Annotated in this window: 22 protein-coding genes; 6 read left to right on the forward strand and 16 right to left on the reverse strand. The window is 63.6% G+C overall.

All coding sequences use genetic code 11. From position 1 onward, the window contains the following. Positions 1-31 precede the first annotated feature (31 nt). Positions 32-1,654, forward strand: coding sequence for an apolipoprotein N-acyltransferase (gene lnt, locus EO094_RS00220; RefSeq protein WP_164879496.1), 1,623 nt, complete (start codon positions 32-34; stop codon positions 1,652-1,654). A gap of 93 nt (positions 1,655-1,747) precedes the next feature. After that, complete coding sequence (locus EO094_RS00225; RefSeq protein ID WP_128290362.1) at positions 1,748-2,176, forward strand: helix-turn-helix domain-containing protein; 429 nt, start codon at positions 1,748-1,750, stop codon at positions 2,174-2,176. A gap of 77 nt (positions 2,177-2,253) precedes the next feature. Here EO094_RS00225 and EO094_RS00230 read toward each other — a convergent pair whose 3' ends face one another. From EO094_RS00230 to EO094_RS00245, 4 genes are all read right to left on the reverse strand, one after another. Beyond that, on the reverse strand, positions 2,254-3,000 hold the full coding sequence (locus tag EO094_RS00230) for a M48 family metallopeptidase (protein ID WP_128290363.1): 747 nt from the start codon (positions 2,998-3,000) through the stop codon (positions 2,254-2,256). 165 nt (positions 3,001-3,165) lie between these two features. Next, complete coding sequence (locus EO094_RS00235) at positions 3,166-3,597, reverse strand: DUF2852 domain-containing protein (protein WP_092811783.1); 432 nt, start codon at positions 3,595-3,597, stop codon at positions 3,166-3,168. Positions 3,598-3,769: 172 nt separating this feature from the next. After that, complete coding sequence (gene phaZ, locus EO094_RS00240; RefSeq protein WP_128290364.1) at positions 3,770-5,401, reverse strand: polyhydroxyalkanoate depolymerase; 1,632 nt, start codon at positions 5,399-5,401, stop codon at positions 3,770-3,772. An 89-nt stretch (positions 5,402-5,490) separates the two neighbouring features. Next, positions 5,491-6,291 carry an ABC transporter permease gene (locus EO094_RS00245; protein ID WP_128290365.1) on the reverse strand — a complete coding sequence of 267 codons (801 nt, stop codon included), beginning with the start codon at positions 6,289-6,291 and terminating at the stop codon, positions 5,491-5,493. A 237-nt stretch (positions 6,292-6,528) separates the two neighbouring features. Between EO094_RS00245 and EO094_RS00250 the strand changes: the two genes are divergently transcribed. Then, positions 6,529-7,296, forward strand: coding sequence for an NAD(P)-binding domain-containing protein (locus EO094_RS00250; RefSeq protein ID WP_128290366.1), 768 nt, complete (start codon positions 6,529-6,531; stop codon positions 7,294-7,296). A 15-nt stretch (positions 7,297-7,311) separates the two neighbouring features. On the opposite strand, the gene EO094_RS00255 is transcribed toward EO094_RS00250, so the two are convergent. The 6 genes from EO094_RS00255 to EO094_RS00280 form a co-directional block, all read right to left on the reverse strand. Continuing rightward, entirely contained in the window at positions 7,312-8,067 is a 756-nt protein-coding gene (locus EO094_RS00255; RefSeq protein WP_128290367.1) for an ABC transporter ATP-binding protein, read from the reverse strand. Between the two features lie 116 nt (positions 8,068-8,183). Then, positions 8,184-8,495 carry an HPr family phosphocarrier protein gene (locus tag EO094_RS00260; RefSeq protein WP_128290368.1) on the reverse strand — a complete coding sequence of 104 codons (312 nt, stop codon included), beginning with the start codon at positions 8,493-8,495 and terminating at the stop codon, positions 8,184-8,186. After that, positions 8,492-8,893 carry a PTS sugar transporter subunit IIA gene (locus tag EO094_RS00265; RefSeq protein WP_092811793.1) on the reverse strand — a complete coding sequence of 134 codons (402 nt, stop codon included), beginning with the start codon at positions 8,891-8,893 and terminating at the stop codon, positions 8,492-8,494. Before EO094_RS00265 ends, EO094_RS00260 begins: the two co-directional genes overlap by 4 nt. A 54-nt stretch (positions 8,894-8,947) precedes the next feature. Beyond that, positions 8,948-9,394, reverse strand: coding sequence for an HPr kinase/phosphorylase (locus tag EO094_RS00270; RefSeq protein WP_128290369.1), 447 nt, complete (start codon positions 9,392-9,394; stop codon positions 8,948-8,950). 7 nt (positions 9,395-9,401) lie between these two features. After that, positions 9,402-11,198 (reverse strand): sensor histidine kinase, encoded by a 1,797-nt coding sequence (locus tag EO094_RS00275; protein ID WP_128290370.1) that lies wholly within the window; start codon positions 11,196-11,198, stop codon positions 9,402-9,404. A 14-nt stretch (positions 11,199-11,212) separates the two neighbouring features. Continuing rightward, positions 11,213-11,914, reverse strand: coding sequence for a response regulator transcription factor (locus tag EO094_RS00280; RefSeq protein ID WP_092811799.1), 702 nt, complete (start codon positions 11,912-11,914; stop codon positions 11,213-11,215). 293 nt (positions 11,915-12,207) lie between these two features. Between EO094_RS00280 and EO094_RS00285 the strand changes: the two genes are divergently transcribed. Both EO094_RS00285 and EO094_RS00290 read left to right on the forward strand, forming a co-directional pair. Beyond that, positions 12,208-13,821, forward strand: coding sequence for a phosphoenolpyruvate carboxykinase (locus tag EO094_RS00285; RefSeq protein ID WP_164879590.1), 1,614 nt, complete (start codon positions 12,208-12,210; stop codon positions 13,819-13,821). A 139-nt stretch (positions 13,822-13,960) separates the two neighbouring features. Next, a complete protein-coding gene (locus EO094_RS00290; protein WP_128290372.1) occupies positions 13,961-15,433 on the forward strand; it encodes a gamma-glutamyltransferase in 1,473 nt (490 codons plus the stop codon). Positions 15,434-15,437: 4 nt separating this feature from the next. Here EO094_RS00290 and trmB read toward each other — a convergent pair whose 3' ends face one another. The 6 genes from trmB to rph all read right to left on the reverse strand — a co-directional run bounded on the left by trmB (position 15,438) and on the right by rph (position 22,231). Further along, positions 15,438-16,049 (reverse strand): tRNA (guanosine(46)-N7)-methyltransferase TrmB, encoded by a 612-nt coding sequence (gene trmB, locus EO094_RS00295; protein WP_425455814.1) that lies wholly within the window; start codon positions 16,047-16,049, stop codon positions 15,438-15,440. Positions 16,050-16,137: 88 nt separating this feature from the next. Continuing rightward, positions 16,138-17,307, reverse strand: a complete 1,170-nt coding sequence (gene metK / locus EO094_RS00300; protein WP_128290374.1) for a methionine adenosyltransferase — start codon at positions 17,305-17,307, stop codon at positions 16,138-16,140. A gap of 153 nt (positions 17,308-17,460) precedes the next feature. Continuing rightward, positions 17,461-19,617: a transglycosylase domain-containing protein gene (locus EO094_RS00305; RefSeq protein ID WP_128290375.1), complete on the reverse strand. Its 2,157-nt coding sequence runs from the start codon at positions 19,615-19,617 to the stop codon at positions 17,461-17,463. Positions 19,618-19,703: 86 nt separating this feature from the next. Beyond that, the gene (gene hemW / locus EO094_RS00310) at positions 19,704-20,861 is read right to left on the reverse strand and encodes a radical SAM family heme chaperone HemW (RefSeq protein ID WP_128290376.1); all 1,158 of its coding nucleotides are present in this window, start codon (positions 20,859-20,861) and stop codon (positions 19,704-19,706) included. A gap of 6 nt (positions 20,862-20,867) precedes the next feature. Further along, a complete protein-coding gene (gene rdgB / locus EO094_RS00315) occupies positions 20,868-21,518 on the reverse strand; it encodes an RdgB/HAM1 family non-canonical purine NTP pyrophosphatase (protein ID WP_128290377.1) in 651 nt (216 codons plus the stop codon). After that, complete coding sequence (gene rph, locus EO094_RS00320; RefSeq protein ID WP_128290378.1) at positions 21,518-22,231, reverse strand: ribonuclease PH; 714 nt, start codon at positions 22,229-22,231, stop codon at positions 21,518-21,520. Before rph ends, rdgB begins: the two co-directional genes overlap by 1 nt. 130 nt (positions 22,232-22,361) lie before the next feature. On the opposite strand from rph, the gene hrcA reads away from it, so the two are divergent. After that, on the forward strand, positions 22,362-23,423 hold the full coding sequence (hrcA, locus tag EO094_RS00325) for a heat-inducible transcriptional repressor HrcA (protein ID WP_128290379.1): 1,062 nt from the start codon (positions 22,362-22,364) through the stop codon (positions 23,421-23,423). The last annotated feature ends 53 nt before the right edge of the window (positions 23,424-23,476 follow it).

Here is a 23,476-nt window from a genome sequence, read left to right on the forward strand (position 1 = left end):
CGAACGCACCGGCAAGCGATTCGAGTTGCACATGAATAGGCTCGCTCAGGCGATCATTCTTTCATGGGGGTGGCGCCGACGGGGCATCGCTTTTTCGGCCGGAGCGGTTTCGGCCCTCGCACAAGCGCCCTTCTTTCTCTTCCCACTCCTGTGGCTGACGCTGCCGGTTCTAGTCCTTCTTGTCGACGGCGCCGTGTCGTCGCGGTTTTCCGGACGCACCGGCCGGTTGATGGCCGCTTTCGGGGCCGGATGGTGGTTTGGCTTCGGCTATTTTCTCGCCGGCCTCTGGTGGGTCGGATCGGCGTTTCTCGTCGAGGCTGACCAGTTCGGCTGGCTGATGCCCTTCGCCGTCGTACTTCTGCCTGCCGGCCTTGCGATCCTCTGGGGCCTCGGCGTCGTGGCGGCGCGGCTCATCTGGTCGAGCAGCAGCTGGCGGATCTTCGCGCTCGCTTTCGGGCTCGGCAGCGCCGAATGGCTGCGCGGCCATCTCTTCACTGGGTTCCCTTGGAACGCCCTCGGTTATGCCCTGACGGCCGGCGAAGTGATGATGCAGTCGGCTTCGCTTGCCAACATCTATGCCTTGAGTTTTCTCGCCGTCGTCGTCTTCGCCGCGCCCGTCACGCTCCTGAGCGGCGAACGACGCAAATACGTGGCGCCACTGCTCTCGGTGGCTGCGGTTCTGGCACTGGCGGGCTACGGGCTTGTGCGCCTCGGCTCTGCCTCCGATGCGACCGTCCCAGGCATCAATCTGCGCATCGTCCAACCAGCCGTCGACCAGGCCCAGAAATGGCTGCCGGAGAACCGAAACCGCGTCTTTCAGGATTATCTGACGCTGAGCGCCGAGCCGGGCGGCCATCCCCTCGACGGGCAGACGCTGGTGGTCTGGCCGGAAACTGCCCTGCCCTTCATCCTGACGGATGAGCCCGCAGCCCTTGCCGCCATCGGCAGGCTGCTGCCGCAGGGCGCACATCTCGCCACCGGCGCAGCGCGGCTTGAAAACGAAGCTGACGGAAGCCGCCGGGTTTTCAACTCGATCTACCTTGTCGACAGCGACGGAACGATCGTTGGATCGTACGATAAGGTGCATTTAGTACCGTTTGGAGAGTACCTTCCGCTGCAGAATTTGCTCGATCGCATCGGGCTTCGGCAGCTGTCTCTGCTTGGTGGCGGCTTCTCGTCTGGCACCCGCCGACGGACCCTCGCTCTGCCGTCGACGCCGCCTTTCGTCCCCCTGATTTGTTACGAAATTATCTTTCCTGGTGAGATTCTCGCCGACGACGGGGATCGCCCAGGTTTCTTTTTGAACGTCACCAACGACGCCTGGTTCGGGAACACTCCGGGGCCCTATCAGCATCTTCATCAGGCTCGCGTGCGTGCGGTGGAAGAGGGCGTACCAGTCGTGAGAGCCGCCAATACCGGCATTTCGGCGATCATCGACGCCTATGGCCGCGTTCGGGTGAGCGCAGCACTCGGCACCAAGACGTTCATCACCGGCGGTCTCCCTGAACCTGCTGAAATCCCCCTGACCGCACGCTGGGGTGGCATATTAACGTTAGTTCACTTGTTAATCTGTTTTTCCGCCGGATTTTTGGCTCTCAGCCGAGAAAACGCGCGCGTACCATTGACTCCTAGGTCCACCCGGCAGAAACGGTGACCTTAGGTTACGAAGTGATCGGACGCCACGAACCGACCCAATCGCGGGCATGATCAGCCCGAGAAAAATTGGCCGTAGCGTGTAAGGAAAAACATGAACGATAAGCGGAAGCCGAAGTCGCCGGACGAGATCGACGCTCATATCGGCAGGCAGGTCCGGATGCGCCGCAAGATGGCCGGCCTGTCTCAAGAGAAGCTTGGCGAACAGCTCGGCGTCACGTTCCAGCAGATACAGAAGTACGAAAAAGGTGCAAACCGTATCGCTGCGAGCCGCCTCTTCCAGATCGCAGAAGTTCTCGGAAGCCCTCTGTCTTATTTCCTGCCCGACAACACAGGAAATGGCGGCGAGGAAGGTTTCGCGGAGCGTCAGACTGCTTTCGTGATGGACTTCGTCTCAACGGCCGAGGGCGTAGAACTTAACCGTTCTTTCACCCACATCAAAAGCAGCAAGGTTCGCCGCCGCCTGATCGAGTTGGTTTCTGAAATCGCTCGCGACCAAAGCGACGAGCCGAGCCAGCAATAGCTGACGGACGCCGCCACAACCGGCGATCTGCGTCCCAGCTTCTACGGTCTTTCCGTCGAAAGCAGCGTCGAGGTCGCTCACAACCCCTGAGCGGCCGCCCGGCCGATGCGGTGAAGTTCGGCACCGTGACGGCGCAGCCATCCGCGTGCCTCTTCGTAGCCGGGATACGCCTCGCCAACGAGGCGCCAGAAGCGCGGTGAATGGTTCATTTCCCGCAGATGGGCGACTTCGTGGGCTGCGACATATTGCAGCACTCGTGGCGGCGCCAGCACGAGGCGCCAGGAAAACGACAGCGTTCCGGTCGATGAACAGGAGCCCCAGCGGCTCGTGGTGTCGCGCACGGCGATGCGCCGGTGCCGCACGCCCAGCGCAGTGCAATAGCCGGCGACCGCCTCGTCGAGATCGTGGCGCGCCTGGCGCTTCAGCCAATCCGAAAGTCGCCGCTCCAGGTGGCGCGGATCGCCCGGAACGATGACACCGCGCCCTTCATCCGTGTCCGCCACCCGCACGAGCCCGCGAGATGGGCCCGTCTTGATGAGGCATTGTTCTCCCCGCAGCGAAAAGTACGCTCCCGGCGCAAACGGGGTTCCGCCTTCATGGGCTTGCATCCGTTTGGCGAGCCAGTCGCGGTGGCCGGCCAGAAAGCGCTCGCCCGCCGAGAGCGGCACGGAGGCCGGAAGCGTCAAAAGCGGTTCGCCTGTCGCAGCGTCGAGCCGCAGGATCATACGCCGGGCCCGGCTGGAACGGCGTACCTTTACGGCAAGCTCGCTCTCCTGAAAGGCAAGACGGCAGGTTTCGGGGGTTTTGCGGCGGGAGAATCGCATAGCGCGCACTATGCCTCGTCTACCGCCGTCGCCAAAGGCGTTGCTCGTTTCGCCCACGCATCTCGGGCAAGCCGGCGGTCTCAGCGCTCAAGATCATCTTCGACCGCCCAAAACGACAAACGGGGCCCTGCGGGCCCCGCTGTCTTCGCAATCCGTTCCTGGACTTTAGAACGCGCCCTGCGTTCCGTCGTCCGTGCGCCGGCGGTACTCGGCCATGAAGCGATCGAACTCTTCCTTGTCCTTCGCCCGCCGCAATTCCTTCACGAAGGTCTCAAACTCGGTGCGCATGCCTTCGACCTTACGGCGCTCTTCCTCGATCCGCTCCAACTCACGGGCACGGTACTCGTCGAAAGCGATATTGCCGGTGTCGCCGACACTGAATCCGGCCTGGCGCGTGATGCCGCCGAACTGGCTGCGGAATTGATTGCGCATGTCCTGTCCGAACCGGACCAATTCCTGGCCCCAGATCATCCAGGCCAGCATGGCAAGGCCGAGCGGCCAGAACAGAGCAAAACCGATCACCATCAGAAGAATGTTCAGCGGTGACCAGCGGCCCCGAGTCGAACAGGCCCGATTGGCAGTAACAGTTTGGTTCATCGAACTCCCCTCAAGCAGTGGATGAACTGGAGATGGGGAGCGCAAAATCGGGATTCAAGAAAAACCGGAAGCCGTGCGCCCCAAAGAGCTCTCGAGCTCTCGCGACGGCGATCGCGGCACTTCGACCGGTCAGTGCGTCGACGGCGAGGTTCCGGCCAACGGAAAAGCCCGATCAGTGCCGGGTATCGGCGGCCACGCCCATCATGCGCCGCGCCTGTGCCACCCAGCTCTCGAGCGCCTCGCCCGCATGAGGTGACATCTCCCCTTGCAAGGCTTCGATCGCCTCGCTCGTCATTTCGGCGAGCTGGCTCACCTGGAAGATGCCGAACTCGTTGAGGCTGTCAGCTGCGGCCGGTCCGAGACCGACGATCTCGTTCAGATCCGTCGCGACCGCCGGGAGGTTGTCGACGGCAAGCGCCGAGAAGCCCATCGCATCGGCAAAACGCGCATGATAATCCTCGCGCGGGTTGCTGCGCACGGCCTCCGCCGCCCCGTTCAAGGGCTTGGCGTCCTCCCGCGCGAAGCGGCGGATGAAATCTGCGATGACGGGCACGATCTCCTTGCGGAACCGGGTGCCATTGAAGACGCCGTAATGGCCGACCTTTGGCTGCAGGTGGTGGTACTTCATCTCCGCGGGCAGGCTGGAGCACAGGGACTGCGCCGCTTCCGTCTGGCCCACACCGGAAATGTCGTCGCGCTCACCTTCCACCGTCAGAAGCGCCGTCTTTTTGATGAGCTCCGGGCGAACGAGGCGGCCGCGATGGCGCATCTCTCCGCGCGGGAGATCGTGGCGGATGAAGACGGTCTCCACCGTCTGCAGATAAAACTCCGCCGTCAGATCCATCACGGCGAGATATTCGTCATAGAAGTCGCGGTGCTTCTCGGCGCTGTCGCCGTCGCCGTCGACGAGGTGCTGGAAGAACTCGTGATGGGCGCTCACATGCCGGTCGAGATTCATGCTCATGAAGCCCGAGAGCTGCAGGAAGCCCGGATAGACCGCCCGCATGAAGCCCGGATGCGGGAAAGGCACGTTCATGATGACGTGGCGCCGGAACCAGTCGACGCTCTTGCCGTCGGCAAACATGTTGACCGCAGTCGGATTGCGCCGCGTGTCGATCGGCCCGCCCATCAGCGTCATGGAGGCGGCCTGACAGGGATCGTCGTCTTCCGCCATCACGGCAGCTGCGGCGAGGACCGGGACGGACGGCTGGCAAACCGCCATGACATGCGTTCCGGAGCCCAGATGATGCAGCATCTCGACGATGTAATCGACGAAATCGTCGAGATCGAAATGCCCCTTGGACAAGGGCACCATGCGCGCATCGGTCCAATCGGTGATGAAGACCTCGTGGAAGGGCAGCATCGCTTCCACCGTTCCGCGCAGCAAAGTGGCGTAGTGGCCGGACATCGGCGCGACGATCAGAAGTTTCGGATCGCGCGGGCGGTCAGACGGCAGGTCGCGCTTGAAATGGAGGAGATCGCAGAAGGGCTTCGACCACACCACGCGCTCTTCGATGGCAACGGTCTTGCCGTCGACCTCGACATCTTTCAGGCCGAACTCCGGCTTGCCGTAGCGCCGCGTCGTGCGCTCAAACAACTCCGCCGCAGCCGCGACCGACCGGCCGAACGGGGTCTCCGCAAACGGGTTGAATGGATTCTGGAAGGCGAGCCGCGTCACATCGGCCATGGCCCGCCACGGCGCAAGCACGGCGTGATTGAGCTCGTAGAACTGATAGATGCCCACGTTTCCCGCCCTTTCTTTCGCCGTGACGCCGATGTCCGGGGAATTGCGGCGTCGCAGCATAGTCTTCTGCATCGCAGAATAGGCCGTTTAGTTTCAAAGGCAACTGCGGCACGCCAAAAGTCTTCGGGCGCGATGCTTGCGCGGACCTGTTATTCGCCAAGCTGAAGCAACGCACCCGACCGGCGACCTGAGCGCAAAAACGCTGCAAAAGCAACGGATGCCGCAGTCAAATAAACAAGATTGAGGCCGCCGGCCCACAACATCTCGCCAACGTCGAAACGATTCTCCAAAACGAGAGCCCGCATGCCCTCGAAAACATGCGTCGGTGGAAGCGCGAGCGAAATCGGCTGCAGCCAGGCGGGCAGAACCGTCACGGGGTAGTACACACAGGCGAGCGGAAGCAGGAGGAACGAGACGCTCCAGACGAAACTCTCCGCGCCGAGCCCGTTGCGCAGAACGATGCCGCAGGCGAACAGCCCAACCGCCCAGCTGGTTATGATGAGATTGGCAAAAAAAGCGGCGAGCGCCAGACCCATCCCCAGAAGGTTGAAGCCGAAGAAGACGATCGCCATCACCGTGACCGGCACCAGCCCGATCAGGAGCCTGATGATGCTCATCACTCCGAGGGCGGCCAGAAGCTCGTACATCCTGAGCGGCGTCATCATCAGATTGCCGAGGTTGCGGGACCACATCTCCTCCAGGAAGGAGACCGAAAAGCCGATCTGGCCCCGCAACAGGATGTCCCACAAAAGAACCGAGCCGATGAGGGCGCCGCCGGCGAGTGCGGTGACGGACGTCTTTTCCGCGAGATAGGCCTGCAAAAATCCCCACATCAACAACTCGACGGTCGGCCAATAGACGATGTCGAGGAGCCTCGGCCAGGAATCTTTGAGAAGATACCAGTAGCGCAGAACGAGCGCGAAGATGCGGTTGAGGGAGGCAGAGAGCATCGTATCGTCCTTGACGGTTCCGGCGGCGAAGAGGCTCGCAAAGAGGCTGGGCGAAGCGGCCGCCCGGCAATCGTAGACCCGCCGCCGCAGCGCGAAAAGCCGGCAAGAAGCCGGAGAAAAATGCCGCTGACCGGGCCCCGACCCATCACGTCGCCCCTTTCCGCGCGCCGCCCCCTCCCTTCGGCGACCATCATTGCCTAAGGTCCTCGCCGACAAATTCAGCGAAGAGGAAGCCTCATGGTCTATGGCATCATCGGCGTCGGAGCGATCGCTGAGGCGATCGTGGAAGGCTTGTGCAGCGTCGACGTGGGCGCACCCGCAATCGTGCTGTCGCCGCGCAATGCCGAGATTGCCGCCGATCTCGAGCAAAGATACGCAAGCGTCACGGTTGCGGAGGACAATCAGGCCGTCATCGATCGCTCATCGGTCGTGATCCTTGCCGTCAGGCCTCAGGACGCGGCGGTGGCGCTCAAGGATCTCGTCTTTCCCAAAGAGCGCCCGGTCATCAGCCTGTTGGCTCGCACACCGCTTGCGCAGCTTTCTTCGCTCGTCGCGCCGGCCACAAAGATCGCGAGAGCCATCCCGCTGCCGCCCGTGCGCGCACGCTCAGGCATCACGCCCGTCTTCCCGGCCGGAGGGGAAGCCAAAACCCTGTTCGATCGGCTCGGCAGCGCCGTCGAGCTGCCGAGCGAGGAAAGCTTTGAGGCTTTCGCCACGGCTTCTGCGACGGTCGCGGCGCATTTTGCCTATCTCGACACCATCGCCGGATGGCTCACGGCTCAGAACGTGCCTCAGAAGGCCGCGTCACAGTATATGGCGGCGGTCTTCGCCGGTGTGGCGGGCTCGCTCCACGAGGACAAGCCGGACTTTGAGCGCCTCGCCAAGGATCACGCGACGCCTGGGGGCATCAACGAAGCGTTTCTCACCGCCCTCACCTCGGCCGGTGTCTTCGACAAGGTGAAGGACGGGCTTGAGACGCTCGCCGCAAAGACTTCGCTTTCCTAGAGGTCTCAGACCGCCTCAGGCCGCCTCGCCCTGCCTGCGGCCGCGGGCGACATCGAGGAAGACATCTTCCATGGTCTCGCGGCCATAGCGCGAGATTAGCTCGGACGGGGCCCCCTGATCGACGATCACGCCGCCCTTCATCATGACGACGTCATCGCAGAGACGCTCCACCTCGGGCATGTTGTGCGAGGCGAGGAGAATGGTGGCGCCGCGTTCGCGGCGATAGCGCTCCAGATGGGTGCGCACCCAATCGGCGGTGTCGGGATCGAGCGAAGCGGTCGGCTCGTCGAGGAGGAGGACCTCGGGCCGATTGATCAGGGATTTTGCGAGCGCCACGCGGGTTTTCTGTCCGGCGGAAAGCTTGCCCGACGGGCGGTCGAGAAAATCCCGAAGCGCCAGCTCGCCGGCGAGCTCGTCGATGCGCTCCTTGAGGTCGGCGACACCGTAGAGCCGCCCGAAGACCTTGAGGTTCTGCCGCACGGTGAGCCGCATCGGCATTTCCACATAGGGACTTTCGAAATTGATCCGGTGGAGAACCTGATAGCGCTGGTGCGCCATGTCGGCACCCAGGATGCGGGCTTCCCCCGAGCTCGGCGTGATCAAACCCATCAGCATGGCGATCGTCGTCGTCTTGCCGGCGCCGTTGCCGCCGAGGAGGCCGGTGACGGAGGCGGCGGGCACCGAGAAGCTGATGCCGTCGACGGCGCTGACCGGGCCGTAGCGCTTGGCGAGGCGCGTCACCGCAATCGGACTGACACCCAGCTGTTGCATCCTCGTGGTCCTCACGCAGAGCTTCGCCGGCGTCGGGCGCAAATCTTGCGGCCCCCGGTCGAACGGCCTTGAAAACGTCTCCTGAGATTACGGAGAGACGGCTGGCACTTCCAGCCTCAGTCGCGCGGCTCGCGGGTCACATCCTCGCCGAAACCGCCTTCGACGAGAGCAGCAAGCGCCTCAAGTGCTGCATCCGCATCCGGCCCGACGGCGGCGATATCGATGAAACAGCCGGGGGCTGCGGCAAGCGTCATCAAACCCATGATGGAGGTGCCGCCGACGCTTTGACCGTCCTTGATCACCACCACCTCTGCATCGAAACAGCTTGCGAGCTTCACGAACTTCGCCGAAGCACGTGCGTGAAGGCCCCGCTTGTTGCAGATGGTGAGGCGTCGCAAAGGCAGGCTCTCCAGAGCGATCGTGGTCATTTGGCGGACAAGATCCGGCTGGCGACGTTGATGTATTTCCTCCCGGCATCCTGAGCCGCGACTGTCGCCTCGTCGAGCTCCGCATCGCCACGGATGCTCGCAAGCTTGATCAGCATCGGCAGGTTGACGCCGGCCACGACCTCGATGCGGCCAGGTTCCATCACCGAAATCGCAAGGTTCGAAGGGGTGCCACCGAACATATCGGTCAACAGGATCACGCCATCGCCGGCGTCGACCTCCTGCACCGCCTGAACGATGTCCTGGCGCCGATCCTCCATATCGTCGTCGGGGCCGATGGAGATCGTCGCGCAGCCCTGCTGAGGCCCCACCACATGTTCCAAAGCAGCGCGAAATTCAGAAGCGAGCTGGCCGTGGGTGACGAGGACTAATCCGATCATGCGGGGTTTGCCGATCCATTGTGCAAGGGTTGTCATCTTGGCCACAAAAATGCGTCACCTTGCAAGTCCCTCGCGCGGCTGAAGGGCTGCGGCAAGCGCTGTTCGCACGAGCAGCAGCGTCGCAGGGCTCCGTGCCGGAGCCGGTTGGCGCGGCAGGCCTATCCCGGCGATCTCCGTCATCAGCTCCTCGGCATCCGGCAGGCGTTCGAGAGCTGCCTCGGGGACGAGGTCGACGACGAGGCGAATCACCGCTGCCTTTTCATGAGGCAGCGGTACTAGCCCGCGGCCCCGCAGCTCTATCAACCCCTCGGTCGCTGCGGGCGGGGTGGCGACGAGGCGGCCATGGCAGGCCGTCAAATCGCAGTAATCATCGGCAACGAGGCGTCCACCTTCCGCAAGGATCGACCAGGCGAGCATGGATTTGCCGCTTCCCGACGCGCCGCGAATGAGAATGCCAGCCCCTTGCCAGAGAACACAGCTTGCGTGCAGCCGCAGCGACATGGCCCCCTCAATCGGCTGCGGGCAGGACGACCGTGAAGCGCGCACCCGCAACGGAACCGTCCCGGTTGCGCCGGTTTTCCGCAGTGATCGTGCCGCGGTGCGCGACCACGATCTGCCGCGAAATCGCGAGACCGAGACCAGAATTGTTGCCGAACGCCTCTTTTTCCGGGCGGTCGGTGTAAAAGCGCTCGAAAATGCGCTCGAAATTGTCTTCCGGGATGCCGCGGCCGTCATCATCGACCACGACCACGATCCGCCCGGGCAAGCGCTCGGCTACGACCCGCACCACGCCCTCGTCGGGGGAGAAGGACAGCGCGTTGTCGATCAGATTGTTGAACACCTGACCAAGGCGGCTGTCATGGCCGAGGACGTAGAAGGCGTCCTTGCCGAACTTTCCGGACTTGAGGCTGAGGGTGAGCTGGCTCGGATCGGTCGTGCGCACCTCGCGCGCGACACTCACCACCGCCTCGAGAAGGCGGGCGATATCCACCGGCTCCGTGTCCTCGCGCGCCAGTTCGGCATCGAGGCGGGAGGCATCGGAGATGTCGCTGATCAGGCGATCGAGGCGACGCACATCGTGCTTGATGACATCGAGAAGCCGCTCTCGGTTTTCCTCGCTGCGCGCGATCGGCAGGGTCTCGACGGCACTTCGGAGCGAAGTCAGCGGGTTCTTCAGTTCATGCGCGACATCGGCGGCAAAGCGCTCGATCGCATCCATGCGGCTGTAGAGCGCGTTGGTCATGTCGCGCAGCGAACGCGCCAGATGGCCGATCTCGTCCTTGCGCTCGCCGAAATCGGGGATCTGCATGCGCGAGCGCACGCCGCGCCCGACCCTTTCCGCGGCCTGAGAAAGGCGGCTGATGGGGCCCGCGATCGTACTCGCCAGCAGGATCGACAACAGGACGGTCGAACTGGCAGCGACCAGGAAGACGCGGAAGATGCCCATACGTTCGGCATGGACGATCGCATCGATGTCGCCCGATTCCGTCGACAAAAGCAGCGCGCCGAGGACCGCACGGAAGCGCTGCACGGGCACCGCGACCGAGACGATCAGGCCGCCGTCTTCTCCGACGCGCACGACGGACCCCGCCTGGCCTGAAAGGGCGTTGACCACTTCGGGATAGGCCCGGCCGTCGCCGGCACCGACCTCGTGATATTTCGGCAGATCGCCACGCCGCAGCCAGAGGCGGAGCTTGTCCCAGGACTTCTCCCACCAGGAACGCGTTTCTTCCGGTGCCGGCAGATCGAAGCGCAGGATCTGACCGCGCGTGTAAAGCCCCTTGGAATCGACGATCAGGTTGCCTTCCTGATCGTAGAGACGGCCGCGAATGCGCGTCGGCGTCATCAGCCGCTTCAACAGGGGCGCGACGCGTTCCGGGTTGATCGGAAAATCGGCTGAGGTCTCGCCGACATCGAAAGATGAGACGCTTTCGCCCGCCTGCAATTCCAGGAGCTTGTCGGGATCGATGGTGATCGCGTCGGTTTCAACGGTTGCCTGCGCGGCGATCGCCGCGGCAATGATCTCCCCCTGCGTTCTCAGGCTTTCGACGCGGGCATCGATCAGGCCGGCGCGAAACTGGTTGAGGTAGAGAACCGCAAGGACGAGCGCGATGAGGCCGGCGAGGTTGAGGGTGACGATGCGGCGGCTGACGCTCGAAAAGCTCGCCTGGGCAAGGATCGACAGGCCTCTGGCGAACGGCAAGACCAGGAGCCGCCGCCAGCGCCGTCGCGCCCGCAGCGCTTCATTCTGCCGCGGGGTCTCTTCACGCTTGTGCGTCTCGCCTGGATGCGTCTCAGCCACCATGGGCTAAAGCGCTCTCATGTCTCGCGGAAGCGATATCCGACACCGTAGAGGGTCTCGATCATGTTGAACTCGTCATCGACGGCCTTGAACTTCTTGCGGAGCCGCTTGATGTGGCTGTCGATGGTGCGGTCATCCACATAGACCTGATCGTCATAGGCCGCATCCATCAGTGCGTTGCGGCTTTTGACCACGCCAGGCCGCTGAGCCAGTGCGAAAAGAATCAGAAATTCCGTGACGGTCAGGGTCACATTCTCGTTATTCCACGTGCAGGTGTGGCGCTCCTGATCCATGACAAGGGCGCCGCGCTCCAATGTCTTTGAGCTGTCGCCGGTGCGCGCAGGGCCCATTTCCTTGGGCTGGGCACGGCGCAAGACGGCGCGCACCCGTTCAACCAGAAGCCGCTGCGAGAACGGCTTTTTGATGAAATCGTCGGCTCCCATCTTGAGGCCGAAAAGCTCGTCGATCTCTTCATCCTTCGAGGTCAGAAAAATCACCGGCAGGTCCGTCTTCTGCCGCAGTTTGCGCAGGAGCTCCATGCCGTCCATGCGCGGCATCTTGATATCGAGAATGGCAAGGTCCGGCGGGGCCTGCGTCAGCCCATCGAGCGCGGAGGCGCCGTCGTTGAAGGTCGTGACGCGATAGCCTTCTGATTCCAGCGTCATCGCCACGGAAGTCAGGATGTTGCGATCGTCATCCACGAGTGCGATGGTCGCCATGGGGTGATGCTCCTACCGGTGGTTTGCGGCGCCAAAGACTGCGCCTGCGCCGCTCTTGTGACAGAATGCGAACGAATTGTGGCAGGTTGCACAAAAAATGCCGTTGCGGAACATGAGAAATCTGTAAGGTTCCGTAACTTAAAAGATGCCTGCCGTCGCAGGGACACAACTGCGAATTAGGGATCAGAGTTGCAAATGTCGCTCTTGCGACTGCGCATAGCACCCGTCTATGCAGAAACAGGGGTAGCCGGCTCCGGGGGGATGTCCGGCTCAAAAACATATAGGAGTGAATGGTGGAGGAGAGTGGCAAGCGCAACCCCGCATGCGGGGTCGAAGCTGTTGGGCTTGATAGGGTCAAAAGGGTTTTCTGGAATCTTCCGCAGGCGGAGCTTGCCGAGCACGCCATCCGGCGCGGCGAAGCCCGCTTTTCTTCAGACGGCGCGGTCGTCGCAACGACCGGCAAGCACACCGGTCGGTCGCCGAAAGACAAGTTCATCGTTCGCGACGAGAAGACGGAAAACACCATCTGGTGGGGCGGCAACGGCGCCATGGAGCCGGAGGCTTTCGAGCGTCTGCGCGAGGACTTTCTCGCCCATGCCGACGGGATGACGCTCTATGCGCAGGACATGTGCGGCGGCGCCGATCCGGTTCATCGCCTCAATGTCCGCGTCTACACCGAGCTCGCCTGGCATTCGCTGTTCATTCATAACCTTCTGCGCGTACCGGACGCGGAGGCCCGCGCCTCCTTCCTGCCGGAGTTCACGGTCATCGATCTGCCGAGCTTCAAGGCGGACCCCGAGCGGCATGGCTGCCGCACCGAAACCGTGATCGCTGTCAACTTTTCGAAGAAGCTCATCCTCATCGGCGGATCCGCCTATGCCGGCGAGATCAAGAAGTCCGTCTTCACGCTTCTCAACTATCTCCTGCCGGAGAAGGGCGTGATGCCGATGCATTGTTCGGCCAACGAGGCGGACAATGGCGACGTCGCCATCTTCTTCGGCCTGTCGGGCACCGGAAAGACCACGCTGTCGGCCGATCCTGAGCGCACGCTCATCGGCGACGACGAGCATGGCTGGAGCGAGAACGGCGTCTTCAATTTCGAAGGCGGCTGCTATGCGAAGACGATCCGACTTTCCGCAGATCAGGAGCCGGAGATCTACGCAGCGTCCACCCGCTTCGGCACGGTTCTGGAAAACGTCGTCCTCGACGAGGACACCCGCAAACCAGACTTCGACGACGGATCGCTGACGGAAAACACGCGCTCGGCCTATCCGCTCGACTATATCGCCAATGCGAGCGACACGGGCATGGGCGGCCAGCCCAACCACATCGTCATGCTGACCTGCGACGCGTTCGGCGTTCTGCCGCCGATCTCCAAGCTCTCGGCCGAGCAGGCGATGGTGCACTTCCTGTCCGGCTATACCGCCAAGGTGGCGGGCACCGAACGTGGCGTGACGGAGCCGGAGGCGACCTTCTCGACCTGCTTCGGCGCGCCCTTCATGCCGCGCCTTCCCGCCGTCTATGGCGACCTTCTGCGCGAGCACATCAACAAGCACGCCGTGACCTGCTGGCTGGTCAACACCGGCTGGAGCGGTGGCCCCTACGGCGTCGGCAAGCGCATGCCGCTGAAGCTGACGCGGCGGCTGCTGGAAGCCGCGCTCGAGGGCACGCTTGAGAAGGCGCCGATGGAGAAGGAGCCGGTCTTCGGCCTCGAGATCCCGACCGAGCTCGAAGGTGTCGATGCCAAGGTTCTGCATCCGCGTGAGACCTGGAGCGACAAGGCCGCCTACGACCGTCAGGCCGAGAAGCTGCTGGAAATGTTCTCCGAGAACTTCAAGCAATTCGCCGGCGACGTCGATGCAGAGGTTCTGGCGGCAGCCCCGCGTCTGAAAGACGCCGCCGAATAGGCGACGCTGTCATCTTTGTTGTCACGGCCGGCGTATCGCAACGGTGCGCCGGCCGTTTTGTATCCGGCTTCGGGACCCGTCCAGTTTATCCCTGTGCCGGGTCATCGTTTCGGTCTCACCTGCGGCTTAGCGAGGCTTCATGGGCAAAGAGCAGGCAAAGGGCGCTGTCGCCTGCGGCCATCGTGAGACGGCGGCCGCCGCTGTCGCCATTCTGTGCGAGGGCGGCAATGCCGTGGACGCCTGCATCGGGGCGCTGCTGACCGCCTGCGTCACCGAACCCATCCTTGCCGCGCCGGGTGGCGGCGGCTTTCTCATGGCCTATGACGGCGCGCAGCCACATCTCTTCGACTTCTTCTGCGACGCGCCCCTCGCTTTGCCGCCCGACGGAGACATCGATTTTTTCGAGATCCATGCCGATTTCGGCGAAACCACCCAGTCCTTCCATATCGGCGCAGGTGCGGCGGCAACGCCCGGTTTTCTTGCCGGGATCGCGGCCGCCTCAGAAAAGCTCGGCCGCCTGCCGCTCAGCGATCTCGTGGAGCCTTCGATCGCAGCTGCCCGCAAGGGCGTGACGATCGAGCCATTGCAGGCGCGCATGTTCGAGATCGTCGAACCGATCATCACCGCGGATACCGACGTGCGCCGGCTCTTCGCGCCTTCGGGGCGCCTCCTGCGCGCCGGAGATCTCTTCCGCAACGAGGCGCTCGCTGAGGCCTTCCAGGAAATCGGAGCCGGGCGCCTTGCCACGCTCGAGGCGGCGATGATCGAGCAGTGCACCACGCATGGGGGCCTGCTCGAAACCGCGGATTTCCGCCGCTATCAGGTGCAGGAGCGCGATCCGCTTGCGCTTGCCCTCGGCGAAACCACGCTTTTCCTCAATCCGCCCCCATCACTCGGAGGCAGTCTTTCGGCGATCGCGCTTCAGGCGCTCGTCCGGCAAAAGAAAAGCGACGCGCCCGCCAGGCTGACAGCCCTCAGGGAGATGGAGAAAGCGCGTCTTTCCGGAAATTTCGACGCGCTTCTTGCAGATCGGGACGACGATGGTCCGGCAAGCCGCGTCGTCAGCCGCGGCACGACGCATGTGAGTGTCGTCGACCGCGCCGGCATGGCAGCCGCTGCGACCGTCTCCAACGGCGAGGGCAACGGCCGAATGGTGCCGGGAATGGGCTTCATGTTCAACAATATGCTGGGCGAGGAGGATCTCAATCCGAAGGGCTTCCACGCCTGCGAGGCGGGCATGCGCCTTGCCTCCATGATGGCGCCGACGCTGGCTCTCGGCCCGGATGGCGAGATCACCGCCTTCGGCACGGGAGGATCCTCGCGCATCCGCACGGCAATCTTCAACGTCGCTGCCAACCTCTTTCTGGAACATGCCGATGCGGACACGGCCGTGTCAGCGCCACGCCTGCATTTCGAGAACGGGCAGCTCGACGTGGAGGCGGCCGCCGAGCGGGCCGATCTCGCACGGCTCAGAGACATCGAGCCGGAGCTCAGGGCCTGGCGCGAGCGCTCGCTTTATTTTGGCGGCGTGCATGTCGCCGAAAATGACGGAAAAGGCCGCTTTTCCGGCGCCGGTGATGCACGTCGCGGCGGCGTCTTCGCCAGCGCCTGAGGCGCTAGATTTTTCGGAAGGTCAGATAGGCGGGCCGGCGCCCTTCTCGCAACGCCTTCGCCTCGTAGCGCGTGCCGGGCCAGCCAGGATAGGGCTCGCGCCAGTCCGCCACCGTCTCGGCCGGCCATGCGAAGCCGCCATGGCGCAGGACGCGGATCATCGTCCAATCGACGTAAGAAGGGATGTCGCTTGCAAAGCGAAAAACCCCGCCCGGGCGCAGCACACGATGAATGCGCGCAAGGTTTTCGGCATTGACGAAGCGACGCTTCCAATGCCGCCGCTTCGGCCAGGGATCGGGATAGAAAAGATCGACGCGCGACAGGCTTTGTGGCGGCAACCAATCGAGGAGGTTGGCCGCATCGCCGTCATACAGGCGGATGTTCGCCAGCTCTTCGCCTTCGATCGCGGCGACGGCCTTCGCCATGCCGTTCACGAAAGGCTCGACACCGAAAAAGCCTGAGGACGGCGTCTTGCGGGCTTCGTGGATCAGATGCTCGCCCCCGCCGAAGCCGATCTCCAGACGCAGATCCTCGACGCCAGCCGCAAAAAGCCCTGACAGATTGTCGGGTGCCGGCTCGCTCAGATCGAGGGCGAGCTGCGGCAAAAGGCGCTCCATGAGCGCCTCGCGATGGGCGGTGAGCTTCTTGCCCTTGCGGCGGCCGTGAAGCGAGCTTGTGGTCGGCCGGTCCGCGGCCGACCCATTCTCAGAGCGCGTCGCGGATGCTGTCGGCGAGATCGGTCTTTTCCCAGGAGAAGCCGCCATCTGCCTCCGGCGCCCGGCCGAAATGACCATAGGCCGCCGTGCGGGCGTAGATGGGGCGGTTGAGCTGCAGGTGCTGGCGGATACCGCGTGGCGAGAGATCCATCACCTTGTTGATCGCACGTTCAATGTCGGAGGCACGCACATTCTTCGCCGTCTCGTGCGTATCGACATAGATCGACAAGGGCTTGGCGACGCCGATCGCATAGGAGACCTGGATCGTGCAGCGCTCGGCGAGATCGGCCGCAACGATGTTCTTGGCGAGGTAACGCGCCGCATAAGCCGCTGAGCGATCGACCTTGGTCGGATCCTTGCCGGAAAAGGCACCGCCGCCATGGGGGGCCGCACCGCCATAGGTGTCGACGATGATCTTGCGTCCGGTCAGGCCGCAATCGCCGTCCGGGCCGCCCACCTCGAACTTGCCCGTCGGATTGACGTGCCAGGTGGTCTCGTCGTTGATCCAGCCTTCCGGCAGCGCCTCGTAAACGAAGGGCTCGACGATCTTGCGCACGTCCGCGGAGGTCAGGCCTTTGGCATGCTGCGTCGACACTACGATGGAATGCACGCCGACCGGCACGCCGTTTTCATAACGCACCGTCACCTGCGATTTGGAATCCGGCATCAACTCCGGCGCACGGCCGGCGTGACGCGCTTCCGCCATCAGGTGGAGGATCTTGTGCGCATAAAGGATCGGCGCCGGCATGAGCTCCGGCGTCTCGCGGCAGGCGAAGCCGAACATGATGCCCTGGTCGCCAGCACCTTCTTCCTTCGCCTCGCCCGCATCGACGCCCTGGGCGATGTCGGGAGATTGTTCATGAAGGAGCACGTCGACCTGACAATTCTGCCAGTGGAAGCCTTCCTGGTGGTAGCCGATGTCGCGGATCGCCTCACGGGCGCATTGCTCGACGACGGCTGCATCGACCTCAGGCGAGCCGCGCACTTCACCGGCGATCAGGACACGGTTGGTCGTCGCCAGCGTCTCGCAGGCCACGCGAGCTTCGGGGAACTTTGCCAGATGGGCATCGACCACGCAGTCCGAAATACGGTCGCACACCTTGTCGGGATGGCCCTCGGACACCGACTCGCTGGTAAACAGGAAATGTTCTCGGGGCACGCACACGCCTCCTTTGAATATGGGAGAGCTACCCGAAGGCTGATCCGCACGGGCAGGAAGGTCGTTCGGTGGGTCTTGCCCGGGAGGAAGGTCGCCGTCAAGGTCGCTTTGCATGCGCGAGGCGCGCCTGTTGTCGCGATGACATAAATCCTTCTAATTGCCGAAGATACGGCCGAAGAATCCGCCAATGCCTCCCTGGCCGCCATTGCCGCGCTGCGGCCGCGACGGACCGGTCTGTGTGCGGTCGCTGTCGCGGTTGAGAATCCAGTCACGATATTGCGCATCGCCGCCGGATCCCGCGGCCGAAGGCTGTCCCGCCCCCGGATTTTGAGCAATCGCAGGGCTATAAAGCCCCTCGCCCGGCAAGGCCTCAACGGCCACGCCGCGATGCGCCGCTTTCATGAAATCCGCCCAGATCATCGACGGCACATTACCGCCCGAAGCCTTCTTGGTCGGCGAATTGTCGTCGTTGCCGACCCAGACGCCCGCCGTCAGATTGGCCGTGTAGCCGACGAACCAGGCATCGCGCCAATCCTGGCTGGTGCCGGTTTTGCCGCCGGCGGGCCAGCCGGGGATCTGGGCCTTGCGCCCGGTCCCGATCTCGAGCGTCGCCTTCATCATCTCGTTCATCATCGCGACGGTGTGCAGATCCACGACACGTCCGAGCCCCGGGCTGGAACGCTGGAAGAGCGTTTTTCCGTCATCGGTGACGACACGTTCGATCGCGTGCGGGAGGACGGCGAAACCGCCATTGGCAAGCGGCGCATAAGCACCCGTCAGCTCCAACAGGCTCACTTCCGACGTTCCGAGAGCGATCGTGGCGTTGGCCTTGAGGTCGGAGCTGATGCCCATCCGGTGGGCCGTCGCGACGACGTTCTGCGGTCCGACTTCGGCGGCAAGCTGCGCAGCGACCGTATTCAGCGAGCGGGCGAGCGCCGTCTTCAGCGTCACCGGCCCCTCGTATTTGTTGGAATAATTGTGCGGCTCCCAATTGCCGATCCGCACCGGCTTGTCGACGCGCACCGTCTCCGGCCTGAGACCCTGTTCGAGCGCTGTCAGATAGACGAAGGGTTTGAAGGAGGAGCCGGGCTGGCGCTTCGCCTGAACCGCGCGATTGAACTGGCTCTTGTCGTAGGAACGTCCGCCGACCATGGCACGGATCGCACCGGTGCCATCGAGCGCCACCAGAGCCCCCTGATGCACGCCGTATTTGTCGCCGTTCGCCTTCAGGCCTTCGACAAGCGCCGACTCCGCCTCGCGCTCCAGCGACAGATCGATGGTGGTGTAGACCGTGACGTCCTCATCGATCGCACCGACATAGGAAGGGAGCCGATCCATGACGAAATCGGCGACGTAGTTTTCCGCGTGAACGCGATGGCGCGAGGCGATGCGTGGCGGATTCTCCTTGGCATGCTTCGCCTGCGCGGCCGTGACAAAGCCTTCGCGCACCATCGCATCGAGGACGAGGCGGGCGCGCGCCTCGGCCGCATCGAAATTGCGGTCCGGCTGATAATGCGACGGTGCCTTGACGAGACCCGCCAGCATCGCGGCTTCCGCCAGGTTGAGATTGCTTGAATCCTTGGCGAAGAAGCGATGGGCCGCCGCATCGACACCATAGGCGCCCCCGCCGAAATAGACCCGGTTCAGATACATCTCCAGGATTTCGCCCTTGGAGTATTTGTGCTCCAGCCAGAGCGCCAGAAGCATTTCCTGGATCTTTCGCCGGATCGAGCGCTCAGGCGTCAGGAACATGTTCTTGGCAAGCTGCTGGGTGAGCGTCGAGCCGCCCTGCACGACACCGCCGGAGACGAGATTGCGCACGACCGCACGGGAAAGACCGATCGGATCGACGCCGAAATGCTGGCGAAAGCGATGGTCCTCGATCGCGATGACCGCTTCGGGCACATAATCGGGAAGTTCGGAAAGCCTGACCGCCTGGCCGCCGGTGTCGCCACGATTACCGATGAGGGCGCCGTCGACAGCGAGGATGCGAACATTGGGCGGCCGCTCCGGCACCCGCCATTCCGACGTCGGCGGCATCTGGACGCCGTACCAGGCGATGATGCCGACGACGGCGATCAAGCCCCACACGGCCAGAACCGACCCCCAGTAGAGCGTCCGCCTCAGAAATCCGCCGCCCGATCCGCGCGCCTTTCTTCTGCGGGGCGCGGAGGAACGGCTTTTTGCCGTCTTGGCTTTCGGTTTGCGCTGCGACGTCCCGCCGGCCGGCCGGTCGCGCGCCTCCACGCGGATGCCGCCGCTCTCGCCGAGCCGCGGCTCGACGCGCTGCTTTGCCTTCCGCCCCGCCATCAGATGTCCTGCACTGCCATAAGGATCCGGTGTAACGCTAAAAGCGGCAATTTAAGGCCGGGTTAACCACGACCTTAAGGCTCTCATCACGCTGCAAGATCGGCCACGACGGCATCGAGGACGACGAGACCGGCAGGCGTCGCGCGCAGACGTCCATCCGGTTCGAGCTGCATCATGCCGTGCTCCACGAGGTCGTGGATCCGGCTTTCCTGCAGCGGGCGGCCGGCAAGCGCCTGATAACGCGCAAGATCGATGCCCTCGACGAGACGCAGCCCCATAACGAGGAGCTCGTCCGCCTCCTCCTCCAGGCTCAGAAGGCGGTCTTCGATCAGGCCGTTGCCCGCTTCTTCGACCCGGCTGCGCCATGTCTCCGGATGCGCCTCCGCCACGGTCGCAAAACGCCCACCCTCGCCACGCACGCGGCCATGGGCGCCGGGACCGACGCCGACCCATTCGCCATAGCGCCAGTAGGTGAGGTTGTGACGGCTTTCAGCCCCCGGCCGCGCATGGTTGGAGATTTCATAGGCCGGCAGGCCGGCGGCAATCATCATCTCCTGCGTCAGCTCGTAGAAATCGGCCGAGGCGTCGGGATCGGGCAACGTGAGCTTGCCGGCCTGATGGAGGGCCGCAAACGGCGTGCCCGGCTCGATCGTCAGCTGATAAAGAGACAGATGGTCGGCCGCAAAGCCGATGGCCTCGCCGAGCTCGCGCCGCCAATCCTCAAGCGACTGGTTCGAGCGCGCATAGATGAGATCGAAGGACAGTCGCGGAAAGATCTCGCGGGCGAGTTCGACAGCTGCGAGCGCCTCCGCGCGGTTGTGCAGCCGGCCGAGCGCCTTCAGCGACGCATCGTCGAGAGCCTGCACGCCAAGTGAAACCCGGTTCACACCCTCTTTGCGATAGCCGCGGAAGCGCTCCGCTTCGACGCTCGAAGGATTGGCCTCGAGGCTGATTTCAGCATTTTCCGCGACCGTCCAATTCGCGGCGATCGCCTCGAGAAGCGCTGCGACCGTCGCCGGCTCCATCAAGGACGGTGTGCCGCCACCGAAGAAGATGCTCGTAACCCGCCGCCCGCGCGTGCGTTCGGCAAAAAAGCCGAGCTCGCGCCGGAAAGCCGAAACGAAGGCCGCCTGGTCCACCTTTTGGTGCCGCACATGCGAGTTGAAGTCGCAATAAGGGCATTTGGCCGCGCAGAAGGGCCAATGCAGATAGATGCCGAATTCCGTCTCCGCGGCCGGGATCATGCAGCATCAGCCTCCGTTGAGACCGAGACAGGCGACGGCGAACGCTTCGAACGCACGCGCCCGATGCGAAAGCGGATTGCGTTCACCGGGCTTCCAGCCGTGTTTTTCTTCCGCACTCATCTCGCCGAAGGTGCGCTCATGGCCCTCCGGCTGAAACATCGGATCGTAACCGAAGCCATGTTCGCCGCGCGGCGGCCACACCAGCGTGCCCTCCACTTTTCCTTCAAAGCTCTCCACAACTCCGTCGGGCAAAGCGAGCGCCAGGACGCAGACGAAGGCTCCGCCGCGGGCCTCGGGCGTCACCGCCCCCTGCATCTGAAGCTTCTCCTCGATGTTGCGCATCGCCTGGGCAAAGTCCTTGTCCGGCCCTGCCCAGCGGGCAGAATAGATGCCGGGATCGCCATTCAGCGCATCGACCGTGAGGCCGGAATCATCGGCAAGTGCGGGAAGGCCCGCGGCGTCGCAGGCGGTGCGTGCCTTCAAAATCGCGTTCTCAGCGAAGGTCGAGCCGGTTTCCTCCGGCTCGATCAGACCGAGATCGGCCGCGGAATGAACCGTGAAGCCGAACGGGTCGAGGAGTGCCCGGATCTCGGCCACCTTGCCGGGATTGTGGCTCGCAACGACGAGAGGTCCGGGCTCCAAGGCCAGTTTCACCATCACTCGACTGCCATCTTCTGCAAATCGACGAGACGGCCGATGCCTTTGCGCGCCAGGCCCATGAGGGCGATAAGCTCTTCCTCGCTGAAGGGCTTGCCCTCCGCCGTCGCCTGCACTTCGACGAGATTGCCGCTGCCGGTGATGACGAAGTTCGCATCCGTTTCCGCGTCGGAATCTTCCGCATAATCGAGATCGAGCACCGGCTCGCTGCGATAGATGCCGCAAGAGATCGCCGCCACATGGTCGGTGAGAACCGGAGCCTTGACGATGTCGCGGGCGCGCATCCATTCGAGCGCGTCGTGCAGCGCCACCCAGGCACCGGTGATCGCCGCGGTGCGCGTTCCGCCATCGGCCTGGATGACGTCGCAATCGACGGTGATCTGGCGCTCGCCGAGAGCCTTCAGATCGACGACCGCGCGCAATGAGCGGCCGATCAGGCGCTGGATTTCCATGGTGCGGCCGCCCTGCTTGCCCTGGCTCGCCTCGCGGCGCATGCGATCGCCGGTCGAGCGCGGCAGCATACCATATTCGGCCGTCACCCAGCCGCGGCCACCGCCGCGCAGCCACGGCGGCACCTGCTCGGCGACACTTGCCAGACACATCACCTGCGTGTCGCCGAAGCGAACGAGGCACGATCCTTCCGCATATTTCGAAACCCGGCGCTCAAGCGAGACGGCGCGCATCTCCTCGGCGGCCCGTCGCGATGGGCGCATGAAATCCTCCTTCAAGAATGTGGGCCCTGTTACGCATTCCATCCGCCGACGGCAAGGCGAGTGCCTTGCGTGATGCCCTCGGCGAAGCAATATGAGGCATCAAAGGTGCCCCGGCACCGGGGAACGTCCCATGATGAAATCGGAAATGCTGACAGCTTTGGACGACCGTTCGCGGGAGATCTTTCGACGCATCGTCGAGAGTTACCTGGAACGCGGCGAGCCGGTCGGCTCGCGCAACATCAGCCGCCTTCTGTCGACGGCCTTGTCGCCGGCGTCCGTGCGCAATGTCATGTCGGACCTGGAATCCATGGGCCTCGTCTTTGCGCCGCATACGAGCGCCGGACGCATGCCCACGGAAATGGGCCTCAGGTTCTTCATCGATTCGTTTCTGGAGGTCGGCGGTCTCAGCGACAACGAGCGGCAGGCGATCGAAAAACAGGTGCGCACCGGCGACGGCGAAAAGAGCGTCGAATCGCTGCTGACGGAGGCGAGCCAGACCCTGTCGGGCCTGTCGGAAGGCGCCGGCGTGGTGGTTGCCGCCAAACAGGACCTGCGGCTCAAACACATTGAATTCGTGCGCATCGAGCAGGACCGGGCGCTCGTCGTGCTCGTGGCCGATGACGGCACGGTGGAAAACCGCGTCGTCAACGTGCCGCGCGGCCTGCCGACCTCGGCCCTGACGGAAGCCTCCAACTATCTCAACGCCCATATCCGCGGGCGCACGCTGGCGGAAGCGCGCGCCGAACTCGAGCGCAAGCGTGAAGAGCGCCGACAGGCCATCGACGCCCTGTCGGAGACGATCATCTCGGAAGGGCTGGCGCAATGGTCGGGCCCGGCACAGGAGCCGGCCACCCTCATCGTGCGCGGCCGCTCCAAGCTTCTGACCGATCTCAGGGCGATCGAGGATCTGGAGCGCATCCGGATCCTCTTCGACGATCTTGAGACCAAGACGGACATCATCCAGCTCCTCAACCTGACGGAAGAAGGCGAAGGAGTGCGCATTTTCATCGGCTCGGAGAACAAATTGTTTTCGCTCTCCGGCTCGTCGCTCGTCGTGGCGCCTTTTCGCGACAGCGGAGAACGCGTCGTGGGGGTGCTCGGCGTGATCGGTCCGACCCGGCTGAACTATGCTCGCGTCATTCCCGTGGTCGATTACACGGCGCAACTGATGACACAGCTCATTCGCCGCTGAGAATGTGTGATTAGACATAGGTTGCGGGCCGGCGGGTTGATTTTCCCAGTGTG

Origin of the sequence: Afifella aestuarii, from assembly GCF_004023665.1 — a bacterium.
GTDB classification, from domain to species: domain Bacteria; phylum Pseudomonadota; class Alphaproteobacteria; order Rhizobiales; family Afifellaceae; genus Afifella; species Afifella aestuarii.